Raw genomic sequence first — 15,482 nt, 5'->3', positions numbered from 1 at the left:
GCGCGCCTCGGGATTTCCCCGGGGCCTTTTTTCGTGCAACTGGAGTCGTTTTCCCCTACGCGTCGGGGCACTCCATGCTAAGTCGCCTCAAGTTCTGGCTGATGATCGGCCTCTTGGTCTCGAATCTCGCCGTCGGTCTCCTGAGCCTCTACGTGCTCCGCAGCGTCAACCAAGGTTATGCGAACCTGCTCGACCGCAGCGTGCCCACGCTCAACGCCCTGCGCACGCTCACACGCGAGCTGAGCGGCGTGCAGCGCCTCGCCCGGCGCATCGTCGATCCCGACAACGAGCGCGCCTGGGCCGAATTGCTGCCGCAGATGCGCGATTCGAGCAACCTCGCCAAGGCGCATGCCCTCGATCTTTCCACCGCCGAATCGCTCGCCGGCTCGCCCTTGCGCGGCACGATCGAGCGACTGAGCAAAGACTACGACCAGCGCGTCGATGCGTTTCTCGCGCTGGCGCAGGAGAAGAAACTGGACGAAGCGAACCGCTACAATAACGACGCGCTGCGCCCCATCTACGACGCTTATCTCAATGCGCTCGATGACGCCGCGGACCTCGTGCAGGAGCAAGGCCGCAACCTGCGCGACCGCTACGCCGAGGACTCGCGTTTCTTCGGCAGCCTGCTGCTCGCCTTTGCCGGCTGGCCGCTGCTCGCCGGTCTCGCCGCGGTTTTCATCATGGCGGTCCTGATCGTGGGCCTGCTGGTCTCGGTCTTCGCGCCGGGCTTGATGTCCCGCCGGCCCGACCAGCCCGCCAACGGCAACAGCAACGGCTCCTGACCGCCGGGCCGCGGCGGTTAAAACGCCTGCGGGATCGCCGCCGTGAGATTCACCGGCGCGCTGTCGGTCACCAGCATGTTGTCCTCGATGCGCACGCCACCGAGATCGAGGTGCTGCTCGGCCAGCGACCAGTTCACGCAGTCGCGGTATTTCTCGCGCCGCGCGGGGTCGTTGAGCAGCGCTGGGATGAAATACAGGCCGGGCTCGACCGTCACGATGTAGCCGGGACGCAGCGGCAGATCGATGCGCAGGCTGCGCAGGCACGGGCGCGGATCCTTGGTGCGACCGGGCTCGAGGCCGCCCGCGTCGCGCACGCCGAGGCCGAGCATGTGGCCGATGCCGTGCGGGAAAAACAGCATGTGCGCCTCCTGCTCCACGAGGGAGGTGGCATTGCCCTTCATCACGCCCATGTCCACGAGGCTGCCGATCATGTCGACGGCTGCGCCGAAGTGGATGTCCTTCCACTCCGCGCCCGGCACGCATTTCGCGCAGGCGCGCGCTTGCGCGTTCTTCACCGCGGCGTAGAGGTCGCGCTGGAACGCGCTCGGCTTGCCGCCGGCGACGTAGGTGCGCGTGACGTCGATCACGTAGCGGTCCAACTCGCCGCCCGCGTCGATCAGGATGAAATCTCCCTCGCGCGCGATGCGGTCCGGCGACGGCGAGCCGTGGAAAACGGCCGCCTGCTTGCCGACGCCGATGATCGTATCGTAGCCCGTGCGCTCGGCGCCTCCGCGAAAAAAGCCCGCCTCCAACTCGATCTGCATGCGGCGCTCGCTCACGCCGGGGCGGAGGAAAGGCTGCACGGCCGCGTAGCCTTCGGCGGTCGCGACGGCGCAGCGCTTCATCAACTCGACCTCGGCCGCGTCCTTGGGACGACGGGCGTGGCGCAGCGCATCGCGCACGCGCGCCGTCAACGCCTCATCGGCGGCAACGCCGTCGACCGGCGCGCCGAGCATTGCGATGCGACGGTTCTGACGCGCGGCCAGCCACGCGCCGAAACGGCTCAGGAATTCTCCGGGCAATTGCACCGTGCCGTCCCACACGCGCTCCATCTCCGTCACCTCGGGCACGAACGACGTCCACGCGTTTGCCTGCGGGTCGTAGGCGACGATGCCGCCCGGCGCGTCCGCGTGGCCCGCGAGGTAATAGTATTCCTGGTGCGCGATGAACGGCAGGTGCTGCTCGCTCAGTTCGGGCTTTGGGATCGGGTGGCCGGCGCCGACGAGCAGGAGCTCGTCCGGTTTCAGGCCGAGGGCGGAGACGATACGGGCACGGCGGGCGGAGTAGTCGACGCTCATGGAGGATGGGGTTGCCGCACAAAGAGACACAATTTGCGCGGCAGGGAAAGCGCGGAGGCGCGTCGGTCCGCCGCAGGTGTCCAGGTCGTGTCGCGGCACAGTGGCCGCGCGGGCGCTCAACGTTTCTTCGCGTCGAGCTCTTCGGCCTTGTCGAGGATCTGCAGCGAGTCGCGCGCCATCTCGGCGGCCGGCGAAAGTTTCAGCGCGGTCTGGAATCGCTCGCGCGCCTCGGCGCGGCGGCCGAGACGGAGCAGCGCGAGTCCGCAGGCCGTCTGCGCCTCGATGCTGTCGGGCTTCGCCGCGACCGCCGCCTCGAAATGCGTGAGCGCGGTGGGCATGTCGTTTCGCCGCACGGCGACCGAGCCGAGCTCGAACTCGCCGGCGTAGGCGTCGATCTTGCGCGCGGCTTCGGCGTAGTCGGTTGCTTTGGCGAGGTCTTCCTTGGTCGTGCCGAAATTCCAGTGGTAGCGCGCGAGTCCGGCGAGCGCGGTCGCGTTCTTCGGGTCGAGCTGCAACGCCTTTTCGAACGCCTTGCGCATTTTGCCCGCGTAGGAGCTGCGGTCGAGCCGGCCGGCGGTGGCCATGTGGACCATGTAGGCGGAGCCGAGTTGCGCGTGGAAGCGCGCCTGCGTCGGGTCGAGCTTGATGGCTTTTTCGGCGAGCTTGATGCCGTCCTCGGTCAACTGCTGGCCGATGCGCACGCGGCTGAGTTCCCAGACAGCGACCGGGTCGGGTCTTTTGGCGAGGGCCAGCGACTCGATGAGCTGCTCGGCGGCGAGAAACTGTCCTTTGTCCAACAGCTCGGCGGCGCGGTCCGTGGGCGATTGGGCGAAGGCAATCGCCGCACCGGCGAGGACGGTGGAGGCGAACAGGCGAAGGAGGAACGAAGTCATGGGGCGTCCGCGAACAGCGACGGGACGCCCCGAGCAAGACCGCGCGCGGGACGGCGGTCAACGCGCGTTGCGGGCGAATTCAGTTCTTTGCGGCGGGCGCGTCGAGGTCGGCGAGGGCCTTTTTAGCGGCGTCGAAGTTTGCGTTGAGCTTCAGCGCGGTGGTGAAGGACGCGCGTGCCTCGTCCTTGCGACCGAGCTTGGCGAGCATGCGACCGCAGTTGAAGTGGGCGCCGGCCGCGTCGGGCTTGAGCTGCGCGGCAGCTTGGAAGTGCGCGAGCGCGTCCGCGGATTTCTCGCTGCGGTCGGCGATGCGGCCGAGCTCGAGTTCGCCGAGGAACGGGTCGATCTCCTTCACGCGCGCGGCGAACTCCGCGGCCTTGGTCAGGCTGCCGCCGGCGATCTCAGGTGCGTTGGTGAAATAGCGGGTGAGGCCGATGAGGGCATTCAGGTTCTTCGGGTCGAGTTCGACGGCTTTCTCGAAGGCCTTGCGCATCTTACCGGCGACCATGGCCTGTTGCATGAAGCCGAGTTCCGGCATGCGCGCGCTGAGCGCGAGGCCGAATTGCGCGTGGTAGTCGGCGTTGGTGGGCGCGAGCTGCGCGGCTTTTTCGGCGAGCGCAGCGGCGTCCTTGGTGTTTTTTTGGCCGAGGCGCACCTGGCTGAGCAGATGAAGCGCGGCGGGTTCGGGTTTCTCGGCGGTGGCCAGAGGCGCGAGCGCGGCGTCGGCCGCGGCGAGGTCGCCGGACTTCAGGGCGGCGGCCGCGGTTTCGAGTGCAGTCTCCGCTGAAGCGGAGAGCGCGATGAACAAGGCCGCGAGGGCGGCGAGGAGGGATCGGAGTTGGGTTTTCATGGTAAAAGAGGACCCGACGGATTTGCCGTATTACGGCAAATTCGCCGGAGCTTCATTCGTGCTGGAGCGCTTGGACCGGGTTGAGGCGCGCGGCGCTGAAGGCCGGGTGCGCGCTGGCGGCGAGGGCGACGAGCGGCACGAACAGCGCGATCGCGCCGAGCACCCACGGGTCGGTGGGTTCGACGCCGTAGAGCAGGCCGCGGAGCAGCTGTGCGAGCGCCACGGCGCCGAGCAGGCCGACGACGAGCCCTCCCGCGACGAGCCGGCCGGCGCGGGCGAGCGTCTCGCCGAGCACGCGCGCCGGGCTGGCGCCGAGCGCCATGCGGACGCCGATTTCGCGCAGGCGCTGGCTGACCGTGAACGCCATGCTCGCGTAGATGCCGAACGCCGACAGCCCGAGCGCCACCGCCCCGAAGAGCGCGAACAACGCCGTGCGCAGGCGCGGCAACGACGCCGTGCGCGCGATGTTTTCCTCGAGCGAGCGGATCGTCATCGACGCCGTCGGGTCGGCGCGGCGCAGCGCGGCTTGGACCGAGGCGGTGAGCGCGGAGCCGCCTTGGGCGCGGACGACGAGCGTGGTGAAGAACCACGGACTTTGCGGCGAAGGCACGTAGATCTGCGCGGGCGGCGGATCGGAGAGATTGTCCTGCTTCACGTCGGCCACGACGCCCACGATCTCGCGATACTCGCGCGCGAGCCACGGCAGCGTCTGGATGCGCTGGCCGAGCGGACTGGCGTCGCCGAAGAGGCGCTTCGCGAGCGTCTGGTTGATGAGGCAAACCTTCGGCGCGCGCGCGTCGTCGCGCTCGTCGAGGCCGCGGCCTTGCACGAGGGGAATGCGGAGCGTGCGCAGGAAGTCGGCGGTGACGCTGTTGAAGACGGCCTCGTCGGCGTCGCCATCGGTCTTGGCGCGGCCCTGCACGGTGAGCGGGTAGCGCAGCGAGATGCCGCAGAGCGGCGCACTGGAGCTGATGCCCGCGGATTGCACGCCCGGCACGCGGCGAACTTCCTCGACGGCGCGATCGTAGTAGGCGGCGAGCTCGGTGAAGGTTTCCCATTTCGTCGACGGCGGCGCGAGACGGACGGTGAGCACGTCGCGCGCATCGAAGCCCGGCGGCGTGCGCTGGAGATTGAGCAGGCTTTTCATCAACAACGCCGCGCCCGAGAGGACGATGAGGGTCAGCGCAACCTGTCCGGCGACGAGTGCGGCCTGGGCGCGGGACGCGAAGCGGCTCGTGCCGCCCTTGGCGCCGCCGGATTTGAGCGTCTCGTTCACGTTCGTGCGCAGCACCTGCCACGCGGGCAGCGCGCCGAAGACGAGGCCGGTGAGCGTCGCCGCGACGAGCGCGAAGAGCAGGGCGCCGCCGTCGACAGCGATCGTGTGCGAGCGCGGCACGAGGCCGCCCGGCAGCTGGCGCGTGAGCAACGGCAGACCGATCCACGCGAGCGCGACGCCGCCCGCGCCGCCGAGCAACGAGAGGAGCAGGCTTTCGGTGAGCACGGCGCGCGCGAGCCGGGAGGGAGTCGCGCCGAGCGCGAGGCGGACGGCGAGTTCCTGTAGGCGCGAGACGCCGCGCGCGAGCATGAGGTTGGCGAGGTTGACGCAGGCGACGAGCAGCACGAGACCGACCGCGCCGACGAGCAGGAGCAACGAGCGGCGCATGTCGCCGACGCGCAGTGTGAGGAGCGGCTGGAGTTGGACGGTCCAGCCTTTTTCCGTGGCGGCGAATTCGCGCGCGAAGCCTTCGGCGATCGCGGCGGCCTCGGCTTGTGCGGCGCCGAGCGAGACGCCGGGCGCGAGACGACCGACGGTGTTCCAGAAACGCGAGTCGCGCACCATATACTCCGGCGCCTCCTGCGGGAACGGGAGCCAGATCTCGACGAACTCGGGTTCGCGGAACGACTCCGGCATGACGCCGAGGATGGTGGTCGGCATGTCGTTCAGCGTGATCGTTTCGCCGATGACGCTCGCGCGTTCGCCGAAATGCCGGCGCCACGCGGCGTGGCTGAGCACGGCGGTGCGGGCGGAGCCGAAGCTGAATTCGTCGGCGTTGAACGCGCGGCCGAGCGCGGGCTTCACGCCGAAGACGGCGAAGAAGTCCTCGTTGACGTGCGTGGCGATGAGTTGGACCGGTTCGCCGCCGGCGGGCGCGTAGGAGGCGAAGTCGGGGCGGAACGCGCCGAGTTTTGCGAAGGACTTGGCGCGGTCACGGAAGTCGCGCGCGGCCGCGGCGGAGAGCGCGGGCATCGTGACGGCCTTGGCGGCGTTGATCGACGTGAAGCCGACGAGACGCTCGGGCTCCGCGTAGGGCAGCGGGTTGAGGACGATGGAGCGGAAGATGGAGAAGATCGCGACGTTGGCGCCGATGCCGAGGGCGAGCATCGCGAGGGCGAGCGCGGAGAAACCGGGTGCGCGGCGGAGCGAGCGGAGGGCGGCGGCGAGATCGGCGAGCGTGGAGGACATGCCCACAGCTTAGCAGAGCGCGCGGCGCGGCGGATGGGCCGGAGGTCAGGGTCGTGGTCATGCCGCGGCATGACCGAGGTCACGGTCAGATCAGGCCGAGCTCGCGCGCGCGGAGAGCCGCCTGCGTGCGGTCGAGGACGCCGAGTTTGCCGAGGACGTTCGTCATGTGGTTCTTCACCGTGCCTTCGGTGATGCCGAGTTCGGAGCCGATTTCCTTGTTGCTGCGGCCGGCGGCGAGCAGGCGGAGCACACCGAGTTCGCGCGACGAGAGCGGCTCGGCGAGGGGCTGGGAAACTCGTTTGCCTTCCCGCGCGCTGAGGCGCGTGAGCTCGGCCATCATCTTGGCGGCGACGCTCGGCTCGAGGACGGAGGCGCCCTTGGCAGCGGCACGGACGGATTCGCAGAGTTTTTCGGCGGAGCAGGCTTTGAGCAGGTAACCGAGTGCGCCGGCGCGCATGGCTTCGAAGATTTCCTCGTCCTCGTCGAAGGTGGTGAGCACGACGACGCGCGATTGCGGCAGGGCCTGCATGATGCGGCGAGTCGCCTCGACGCCGCCCATCACGGGCATGCGGAGATCCATGAGAATGACGTCGGGCTTGTGGACTTTCGCCAGGGCGAGGGCGCGCTCGCCATTCTCGGCTTCGGCGACGATCTCGAAGTCGGGCTGCAACGTGAGCAGCGCGCGCAGCGCTTCGCGGAAGAGCGACTGGTCGTCGACGAGCAGGATGCGAAGTTTTTTCATGCGGGAACCTCCACGCGCAGGGCGAAGCCGCCTTCGAGACGGTTGGCCGCGCTGACGGTGCCGCCGAGCAGCTCGACGCGTTCGCGGATGCCGGTGAGGCCGAAGCCGCCGGTGGACTTCTCTCCGTTTCGGCCGACGCCGTTGTCGGAGAGTTCGAGGTGCACGCGCTGGGAGTCGCGGAAATCGAGACGCACGAGAGCGGAGGTGGCGCGGGCGTGCTTGCGGATGTTGGTGAGGCCTTCCTGCACCGCGCGGAACAGGGCGTGCTCGACGGCAGGCGGCAGGGAGCGCGGTGTGCCTTCGATGGCGAGGGTGGGCACGGGCTCGCCGTGCGCGGCGAGCTGCTTGATCGCTTCGGGCAGCGGCGGGCGCGCGGCGTCGGCGCGGAGTGTGCCGACCGAGCGGCGGACGTCGTCGAGCGCCTCGGCGGTGAGCTTGGCGGCTTTTTCGACGGTGGTCTTGGCTTGCGCGGGATTGGTCGAGCAAACCGCGGCGGCGACGTCGAGCTGGGTCTTCACGACCGTGAGGTAGTGGCCGACGCCGTCGTGGATTTCGCGCGCGAGGCGGTTGCGCTCGCGGGTGGTGGCGAGTTCCTCGGCCTGGGCGGCGTAGGCGCGGAGCTTTTCGTTGGCGGCTTCGAGTTCGCGGCGGAGCTTCTCCTCGCGCTCGCGGGCGGCGAGGGCCTTGCGGGTAATGATCGTGAACACGGCGGTAAACGCGAACGCCGCGGTATAGCTCATGATCGCCTCGGGCACGGCGCGCGGGCCGTAATAGTAGCCGAAGACGGAGACGCTTGCGGCAAAGAGGGCAAGGCTGGCGAACGTCGCGGCTTTCCAGTTGAAATCAAAAATCGCTTGGCTGACGAGCGGCAGCACGATGATGCCGAAGAAGCCGCGGACGGGGCTGACGAAGAGCAACGTCACGACCACGGCGCACATCGCGAGGTAGTTGATGATTTTTCCGTGCCGCCCGATACGGCAGGAAAGTCCGTCGCACAACACGCCGAGAACGGCGTAGATCGCGCCGAGAGCGAACGTGAACGCGATTTGTCCCGGTGTGCCTTCGAGGCGGCGCACGGTCACAAACGAGAGAAAGCAGGTGAGGATCACGCTGCCGAAGGCGAACGCGCCGTAGTATTCGGTGCGGTGTTCGCGGGTGGACTTGGGCAACGCGAGGCTCATGCGAGGTCGAGAATAACAGAGCGGACGCTGACGGGAGAAGTGACGAAAGTCACGCTGCGGTCATGTCGCGCGCAAGCCCGGCGGCGCGATGGAAAGGAAATCGCGGGAACCATGACACAATTGGGGCGCCGATTCCGCATTGATAGATGCGCATCCCAGTGCTGCCGCCACCGGTTCCCCTTCAACAAACCGGCCCAACGGAAACTCCGGGACTGCTGCCGGCGAATTGCGCCGACGGCGCGCTTCCCGCCCGGGAGGCCACGGGTGGGGAGATGCGATGATTTTCCGAGTCCGATCCGATCCGTCCCGTGGAGCTACCACCACCGCCTTGGCAGCAACGGCGTCCCGGCCGGCCGCTACCCCAACTGGCCCACACACGTCAGCCCCAACCAGAAACATACCCGTCATGAAAACCATGCAATCCACCGAAGCCGCCAGCGCGGCCTCCATCGACGTCCTGATCGTCATCGACACGGAATACGTGAAGTCGCACTACCCGCACCCCAGCCAGGATCCGAACAACCCCACCGGCATCGACCACAACAGCCAATTCATGATCTGCACCGATCCGCGCGGGGTCGTCGCCGGCCAGGGCACGGCCGATCTGAACTTCCGCGCCAACGCCGGCGACTTCGTCTCCTTCCGCGGCACGTCGATCTACCAGAACTCGGACGACGCCGTCATCATCTACGGCATCAAGTTTTGGAGCGGCACTCAGGTGTTCAACCAGTTCGTCCCCAACCTCGTGAATCGTCAGCGCGCGGTGATGCCGAACACGAACACCTCGAACGGCCTGCCGGCCGTGCAGGCGAGCATCAACTTCACCTCGCTGGACACGCGCGTGGCGCGCTCCGGCAAGGAGAACTTCTACGTGCTCTTCGCCCTCTACACGTTGGGCCCCGACGGCCAGACGCAGAACCTGTTCGGTTACTACTTCTGGGATCCGTCGGTGACGGTCTCCTGAATTACCGGCTTCGGCCGGCTCGGAAAATCGGCACGGCACCGGGCAACCGGCGCCGTGCTTTCGTGCGCGGCGGGTGCGGGCTCAGGCCAGCGCGTCGCGCAGAATGACGATCGGGTGCAGCGCCTTCCGGCCGGTGCCGTCCTTGATTTGGTGACGGCAACTCGTGCCCGGCGCGGCGATGAGCACGTCCTCGGGCGTTTTGCGCACCGTGGGGAACAGCACGAGTTCGCCGATTTGCTGCGAAACTTCGAAGTGTTCCTCCTCGTAGCCGAACGAGCCCGCCATGCCGCAGCAGCCGCTGGGGATGAGCTGCACTTTGTAGTTCGCGGGCAGCTCGAGCATCTTCACCGATGGGACGAGCGATGAGAGCGCCTTCTGGTGGCAGTGGCCGTGGAGCTTGATCGTCTGCGCGCGCGTGGTGAAAGCGGACTTCTTGATGCGGCCGGCGTCGGCTTCGCGGGCGATGAACTCGTCGATGAGCAGCGCGTGCTTCGCGAGCGTCTTGGCGGCGGGTTTCAACTCGGCGGGGACGAGGTCGGGATACTCGTCGCGGAAGCCCAGGATCGCGGACGGCTCGAGGCCGATGAGCGGCGTCTGCGCGGTGACGACGTCCTTCAGCAACTCGACGTTGCGGACGGCGAACTGCTTCGCCTCGCGGACGAGGCCCTTCGAGAAGTGAGCGCGACCGGAGTCGACGTGTTGCGGAATGACAACTTCGTAGCCGAGGCGGTTGAGCAACTCGACGGCGGCGGCGCCGACATCGGCGTCGTTGTAGTTCGTGAACTCGTCGCAGAAAAGGTAGACGCGGCCGTTGGGGTAGGCGGGTAGGGCTGGATCGCTGGGCCGGCCGTTCGTTTGCGAGTGTCCTTGTGGCGCGCCCAGCGGTCGCGCCCTACCATCGGCGGCGTGCGTCGGGGCGGTTTGATTCGCGTTCTTGCGGTGCCATTTCGCGAGCGTGACCGGTGAGAGCTCGGGCATGCTGCGCTTCGGGTGGAAGCGCGCGAATTTCTTGATGAGGAGCGCGAGGTCGGGCTGCGCGAGCACCCAATTGTAGGCGGCGGGCCAGAGCGAGGCGAGGCGCATGCTCTTCGAGAAGTTCGCGACGAGGCGCGAGCGGAGCTTCACGCCGTGCGCGTCCTGATAGTGCTGCGCCCACTCGGCCTTGAGGCGCGCCATGTCGACGTTCGACGGGCACTCGGCTTTGCAGCCTTTGCACGAGAGGCAGAGGTCCATGACCTCAGCAATCTCGGCGCTGTCCCACGGGTTCGTCAGGTCCTCGGGGTGGGAGAGGGCGTGGCGGAGGGTGTTGGCGCGGCCGCGCGTGGAGCTCTTCTCATCGCGCGTGGCCATGTAGCTCGGACACATCGTCCCGCCGGTGAAGTGCGCTTTGCGGCACTCGCCGACGCCGGTGCATTTTTCGGCGGCGCCGAGCACACCCTGCGAGGAGGCGAAGTCGAAGAACGTCTCGTATTGCGGCTGCGCGTGGCCGGGCGAGTGGCGCAGCGAGGTGTCCATCGGCGGCGTGTCGATGATCTTGCCGGGATTGAAAATGCCCTGCGGGTCGAACGTCTCCTTGATGCGGCGCATCATGGCGTAGCACTCGGCGCCGACCATGAACTCGATGAACTCGCCGCGCAGGCGGCCGTCGCCGTGCTCGCCGGAGAGCGAGCCGCGGTATTTTTTGACGAGCTTCGCGACGTCGGTGGCGATGCCGCGGAACATCTTCAGGCCCTCCGGCGTTTTCAGGTCGAAGAGCGGGCGCGTGTGCAGTTCGCCGGCGCCGGCGTGGGCGTAGTAGACGGTGCTGACGCCGTATTTCGATTTCAGCATCGCGTCGAACTCGGCGATGTAGTCCGGCAAATCCTCGACGGCGACGGCGGTGTCCTCGACGACTTCGCGGGGCTTCGCGTCGCCCTCGACGTTGTTCATGATGCCTTGGCCGGCGCGGCGGAGTTCCCAGACGCGATTGACGTCGGCGCCCCAGACGGTGGGGAACGCGTAGCCGTAGCCGGCGGCGCGGCATTCGGCCTCGATGGCGGCGAACTCGCGCTCGATGAAGCCGCGATCCTCGTGGCGGATCTCGATCACGAGCACGGCGCCCGGATCGCCCTGCACGAAGAAGCGGTTCTTCGTCTGCTCGAGATTGGACTTCGTGCACTCGAGGATGTGGCGGTCGATGAGTTCGCAGCCGAACGGCTTGTGGCGCATCGCGATCAACGTCGCGCGCAGCGAGTCGTCGATCGTCTTGAAATGCGCGCAGAGCAATCCGCCCGCCGGCGGGAGCGGCTCGAGGTTGAGCTCGAACTCGGTGCCGAAGAAGAGCGTGCCCTCGGAGCCGGCGATGAGCTGGCAGAGGTTGAAGGGTTTTTCGGACGACGCGTCGAAAATCTGACACTCCATCAGCCGGTCGAGCGCGTAGCCGGTGTTGCGGCGCGTGACGGTGGGCTTCGGGTAATTGTCGCGGATGAGCTGGCGGTTTTTGCCGTCGCTCAGGATGTCGCGGACGGTGCGGTAGATTTTCGCTTCGAGGGAATCGGCCGGGCCGGCGCACTTCGCGTCGAACTCGGCGCGCGTGAGCGGCCCGAAGGTGACCAGCGAGCCGTCGGCGAGGAAGCCGCGGGTGGAGACGAGGTGTTCGCGGGTGGTGCCGTAGACGATGGAGTTGGCGCCGCAGGAGTTGTTGCCGACCATGCCGCCGATCATCGCGCGGTTGGCGGTGGCGGTCTCGGGCGGGAAGAGGAGTTTGTGCGGCGCGAGGGCGACGTTGAGGTTGTTGCGCACGACGCCCGGTTGCACGCGCACGCGGCGGCGCGTGACGTCGGTGGCGAGGATGGCGTTCATGTGCCGGCCGGAGTCGACGATGATGCCGTGGCCCACGACCTGGCCCGCGAGCGAGGTGCCGGCGGCGCGCGGGATGAGACCGATGCCGTTCTCGTGCGCGAAGCGGACGAGTTCGCCGACGTCGTGCTCGTCGTGCGGGAACGCGACGGCGAGCGGCATCTCCTGGTATTCGGAGGCGTCGGTCGCGTAGAGCGAGCGCATCAAGTGGTCGCGGTGCAGTTCGCCGTGCAGGCGCGATGCGAGGGCAGTGAGATCGATTCGAGGTGCAGAGACTCCGGCGCTCATGAAGGTCGTGACGTGTAGACGAGCGCGCGCGCGTTGGCGAGAACGCGCCGGGACAAATCTGTCTTAACGGGCTCGCACGCGATGTAATGACCGAAAGGCGAAGGCGAAACGGCTTGGATAGCGCGCGCCGCGCGCGTTTACTCGCGCCCAACACGAACCCCGAACTCCGTCCGTCGCGCCCCCCGCGCGCCGCGTGGGAGTTTTTCCCTTAGCACACGCCAATGAAGATCGGAATCGTCGGTGCCGGCAAAGTCGGCGCCACCATCGCCACCCTCCTCGAATCCTGCAAGTTCTGCACGGGCATCGTCCTCGCCGACGCCCGCGAGAACATCGACCTGAGCGGCCTGAAGAAGGCGAAGTTCAAGCACGTCGACGTGAAGGCCGACGGCCAGCTCGCGGGTTTCATCAAGAGCGTCGACGCCGTCGTGAGCGCCGCGCCGTATTTTCTTAACAAAACGATCGCCTCCGCCTGCGCCGCGGCGGGCGTGAGCTATTTCGACCTGACCGAGGACGTCGAGACGACGAACTTCATTCGCGAGCTCGCGAAGAAATCGAAGGCGACCTTCATGCCGCAGTGCGGTCTCGCGCCCGGCGCGATCAACATCGTGGGCGGCTCGCTCGCCTCGTCGCTCGACCAGGTGCGCCTGTGCGAGATGCGCGTCGGCGCGCTGCCGGGCGACGCGAGCAACCAGATGAAGTATTACCTCAGCTGGAGCACCGCGGGCCTCATCAACGAATACTGCCAGGTCGGCGAGGCGCTCTTCGGCGGCAAGCACGTCGCCACGATGCCGCTCGACGGCGTGGAGCGCATCACGATCGACGGCACGGAATACGAGGCGTTCAACACCTCCGGCGGCGTCGCGACGATGTGCGAGACCTTTGCCGGCAAGGTGCAGGAACTGACCTACAAGACGATGCGCTACCCGGGCCATCGCGACCTGATGAAGTTCCTCCTCCACGACTTGAACCTCGCGCCGCGCCAGGAGCTCGTGACCCAGATTTTCGACCAGGAAGTGCCGCTGACGGAGAACGACGTCGTGGTGTTCTACGTCAACGTTGTCGGCCGCGATGCGCACGGCGCGCTGAAGCAGCGCAGCTTCATCAAGAAGCTCTACGGCGACGTCGTCCAAGGCCGTAAGCTCAACGCCATCCAGCTGACGACCGCCGCCGGCATCGTCGGCGTGCTCGAGCTCTTCGCGAAGAAGAAGCTCGGCCCCGGCTTCGTGAAACAGGAGTCGGTTTCGCTGAAGGATTTCCTCGCCACCCAGTGGGGCGGCAAAGTTTACGGCAAATAATCCTGCCGATCCGACACAGAGACGGAAAGAGGAGACACAGAGGTCGCAGAGTTTCCTTTTTCCCGCCTCTGTGCTCTCTGTGTTTCACTGGTTTTCTCTGTGACAAGAAATTGAACTGACGTTTCCCCCATGGCTACCGCATCCACCTCCGTTTCCGCTCTCGCCAATTCCACGTTCCGCCGCCTCGGCCTCAGCCGCAAAATCAACGCCGGCGTCTTCGACGGCGAGTGGGGCGGCTCCGGCAAATTGCTCTCCAGCTACTCGCCGATCGACGGCTCGCTGCTCGCGCAGGTTCGCACCGCGACGCCGGAGGAATACGAGCGCGCGTTGCAGCGCGCCACGGCCGCCTTCGCCAAATGGCGCACTGTCCCCGCGCCGAAACGCGGTGAAATCATCCGCCAGCTCGGCGACGCCCTGCGCGCCGCCAAGACCGACCTCGGTGCGCTCGTCACGCTCGAAGCCGGCAAGATCGTCGCCGAGGGCCAGGGCGAGGTGCAGGAGATGATCGACATCTGCGACTTCGCGACCGGCCTCTCGCGCCAGCTCTACGGCCTCACCATCGCCTCCGAGCGCCCGGACCACCGCATGATGGAGCAGTGGCATCCGCTCGGCGTCGTCGGCGTCGTCACGGCATTCAACTTTCCCGTCGCCGTCTGGGCTTGGAACACCGCGCTCGCCGCCGTCTGCGGCGACGCCACCGTCTGGAAGCCCTCCAGCCTCACGCCGCTTTGCGCCGTCGCGACGATCAAGATCGCGGAAAAAGTCGCCCGCGCGAACGATGTCGATCCCGCGCTCTTCACGCTCCTCATCGGCGAGGGCGCCGTGGTGGGCGAGCGCCTGCTGCACGACAAGCGCGTGCCGCTCATCTCCGCCACCGGTTCTACCAAGATGGGCCGCCACGTCGGCGCCGTCGTGGGTGAGCGCCTCGGCCGCACCATTCTCGAACTCGGTGGCAACAACGCCATCGTCGTCGCGCCGAGCGCGGACCTCGATCTCGCGGTGCGCGCGATCCTGTTCGGCGCCGTCGGCACCGCGGGCCAGCGTTGCACCACGACGCGCCGCATCATCGTGCACGAGTCGATCCGCCAGAAACTCGTGCAGCGACTCATCGCCGCCTACGAGCAGGTCCAGGTCGGCAATCCCGCCGACGCCGGCACGCTCATGGGCCCGCTCATCAACGCGCAGGGCGTGGCCGACATGCAGGCCGCGCTCAAGGCGGTGCAGGCCGAGGGCGGCACGATTCTCTACGGCGGCGAGACGCTGAAGGGCGCGCGCTATCCCGGCGGCTGCTACGTGCAACCGTGCATCGTCGCGGCGCGGCACGACATGAAGATGGTGCACGAGGAGACCTTTGCCCCGATCCTCTACGTGATGGCCTACCGCGATTTCGCCGAGGCGATCGCGTGGCACAACGAGGTGCCGCAGGGCCTGAGCTCGGCGATCTTCACCCGCGACGTGCAGGAGGCGGAGGAATTCGTCTGCGCCCGCGGCAGCGATTGCGGCATCGCCAACGTCAACATCGGCACGAGCGGCGCGGAGATCGGCGGCGCGTTCGGCGGCGAGAAGGAAACCGGCGGCGGCCGCGAGAGCGGCAGCGACAGCTGGAAGCAATACATGCGCCGCCAGACCGCCACGGTGAACTACTCCAACGCCCTCCCGCTCGCGCAGGGCATCAAGTTCGGGCACTGAGGCGCGCGTCGCGTCGCGCGGCCCCGATCAATCGCGGAAGCGCGGAGGAGCGGAATCGCCGAAGCCCAAGGTGGGCGCCACCGTCCCGGTGGCGCCAGGCGCGTCCGCTGGCGGCACAGGCAGTTGCGCAAATGTGCCGGAGCCTGACGCGAGCTTCTGTCGCTCGGCACGCCAAACGTGCAAGCACGGCGCCAGACG

General features: G+C 67.5%; 11 protein-coding genes. 4 read left to right on the top strand and 7 right to left on the bottom strand.

The window, feature by feature from the left end; translation table 11 throughout:
* Window positions 1–74: 74 nt before the first annotated feature.
* Window positions 75–782, top strand: a complete 708-nt coding sequence (locus HZA32_06190; protein MBI5423659.1) for an MCP four helix bundle domain-containing protein — start codon at window positions 75–77, stop codon at window positions 780–782.
* A 17-nt stretch (window positions 783–799) separates the two neighbouring features.
* Here the strand turns inward: HZA32_06190 and HZA32_06185 are convergent, their stop codons facing one another.
* The 6 genes from HZA32_06185 to HZA32_06160 all read right to left on the bottom strand — a co-directional run bounded on the left by HZA32_06185 (window position 800) and on the right by HZA32_06160 (window position 8,210).
* Window positions 800–2,080 (bottom strand): aminopeptidase P N-terminal domain-containing protein, encoded by a 1,281-nt coding sequence (locus tag HZA32_06185; GenBank protein MBI5423658.1) that lies wholly within the window; start codon window positions 2,078–2,080, stop codon window positions 800–802.
* A gap of 116 nt (window positions 2,081–2,196) precedes the next feature.
* Window positions 2,197–2,973: a tetratricopeptide repeat protein gene (locus tag HZA32_06180; GenBank protein ID MBI5423657.1), complete on the bottom strand. Its 777-nt coding sequence runs from the start codon at window positions 2,971–2,973 to the stop codon at window positions 2,197–2,199.
* A 79-nt stretch (window positions 2,974–3,052) separates the two neighbouring features.
* Window positions 3,053–3,823: a tetratricopeptide repeat protein gene (locus tag HZA32_06175; GenBank protein MBI5423656.1), complete on the bottom strand. Its 771-nt coding sequence runs from the start codon at window positions 3,821–3,823 to the stop codon at window positions 3,053–3,055.
* Between the two features lie 52 nt (window positions 3,824–3,875).
* On the bottom strand, window positions 3,876–6,287 hold the full coding sequence (locus tag HZA32_06170) for an ABC transporter permease (protein MBI5423655.1): 2,412 nt from the start codon (window positions 6,285–6,287) through the stop codon (window positions 3,876–3,878).
* Window positions 6,288–6,372: 85 nt separating this feature from the next.
* Window positions 6,373–7,029: a response regulator transcription factor gene (locus HZA32_06165; protein MBI5423654.1), complete on the bottom strand. Its 657-nt coding sequence runs from the start codon at window positions 7,027–7,029 to the stop codon at window positions 6,373–6,375.
* A complete protein-coding gene (locus HZA32_06160; GenBank protein MBI5423653.1) occupies window positions 7,026–8,210 on the bottom strand; it encodes a sensor histidine kinase in 1,185 nt (394 codons plus the stop codon). Before HZA32_06160 ends, HZA32_06165 begins: the two co-directional genes overlap by 4 nt.
* A 415-nt stretch (window positions 8,211–8,625) precedes the next feature.
* Between HZA32_06160 and HZA32_06155 the strand changes: the two genes are divergently transcribed.
* On the top strand, window positions 8,626–9,174 hold the full coding sequence (locus HZA32_06155) for an inclusion body family protein (protein MBI5423652.1): 549 nt from the start codon (window positions 8,626–8,628) through the stop codon (window positions 9,172–9,174).
* An 81-nt stretch (window positions 9,175–9,255) separates the two neighbouring features.
* On the opposite strand, the gene HZA32_06150 is transcribed toward HZA32_06155, so the two are convergent.
* Entirely contained in the window at window positions 9,256–12,216 is a 2,961-nt protein-coding gene (locus HZA32_06150; protein ID MBI5423651.1) for an FAD-binding protein, read from the bottom strand.
* Window positions 12,217–12,521: 305 nt separating this feature from the next.
* Between HZA32_06150 and HZA32_06145 the strand changes: the two genes are divergently transcribed.
* Window positions 12,522–13,595 (top strand): saccharopine dehydrogenase NADP-binding domain-containing protein, encoded by a 1,074-nt coding sequence (locus tag HZA32_06145; GenBank protein MBI5423650.1) that lies wholly within the window; start codon window positions 12,522–12,524, stop codon window positions 13,593–13,595.
* A gap of 129 nt (window positions 13,596–13,724) precedes the next feature.
* Entirely contained in the window at window positions 13,725–15,284 is a 1,560-nt protein-coding gene (locus tag HZA32_06140) for an aldehyde dehydrogenase family protein (GenBank protein ID MBI5423649.1), read from the top strand.
* The last annotated feature ends 198 nt before the right edge of the window (window positions 15,285–15,482 follow it).

It is taken from the genome of Opitutia bacterium, from assembly GCA_016217545.1.
Classification (GTDB): domain Bacteria; phylum Verrucomicrobiota; class Verrucomicrobiia; order Opitutales; family Opitutaceae; genus Didemnitutus.
Note: the sequence above shows the minus strand (reverse complement) of the source record. Positions and strands in the feature narration are given on the sequence as shown.

Bases quoted from the DNA above. Each gene is read 5' to 3' on its own strand.
- HZA32_06165 (MBI5423654.1), bottom strand. From the start codon at position 7,029: ATGAAAAAACTTCGCATCCTGCTCGTCGACGACCAGTCGCTCTTCCGC.
- HZA32_06160 (MBI5423653.1), bottom strand. From the start codon at position 8,210: ATGAGCCTCGCGTTGCCCAAGTCCACCCGCGAACACCGCACCGAATAC.
- HZA32_06185 (MBI5423658.1), bottom strand. From the start codon at position 2,080: ATGAGCGTCGACTACTCCGCCCGCCGTGCCCGTATCGTCTCCGCCCTC.
- HZA32_06140 (MBI5423649.1), top strand. From the start codon at position 13,725: ATGGCTACCGCATCCACCTCCGTTTCCGCTCTCGCCAATTCCACGTTC.
- HZA32_06175 (MBI5423656.1), bottom strand. From the start codon at position 3,823: ATGAAAACCCAACTCCGATCCCTCCTCGCCGCCCTCGCGGCCTTGTTC.
- HZA32_06145 (MBI5423650.1), top strand. From the start codon at position 12,522: ATGAAGATCGGAATCGTCGGTGCCGGCAAAGTCGGCGCCACCATCGCC.
- HZA32_06150 (MBI5423651.1), bottom strand. From the start codon at position 12,216: ATGCGCTCGCTCTACGCGACCGACGCCTCCGAATACCAGGAGATGCCG.
- HZA32_06155 (MBI5423652.1), top strand. From the start codon at position 8,626: ATGCAATCCACCGAAGCCGCCAGCGCGGCCTCCATCGACGTCCTGATC.
- HZA32_06180 (MBI5423657.1), bottom strand. From the start codon at position 2,973: ATGACTTCGTTCCTCCTTCGCCTGTTCGCCTCCACCGTCCTCGCCGGT.
- HZA32_06170 (MBI5423655.1), bottom strand. From the start codon at position 6,287: ATGTCCTCCACGCTCGCCGATCTCGCCGCCGCCCTCCGCTCGCTCCGC.
- HZA32_06190 (MBI5423659.1), top strand. From the start codon at position 75: ATGCTAAGTCGCCTCAAGTTCTGGCTGATGATCGGCCTCTTGGTCTCG.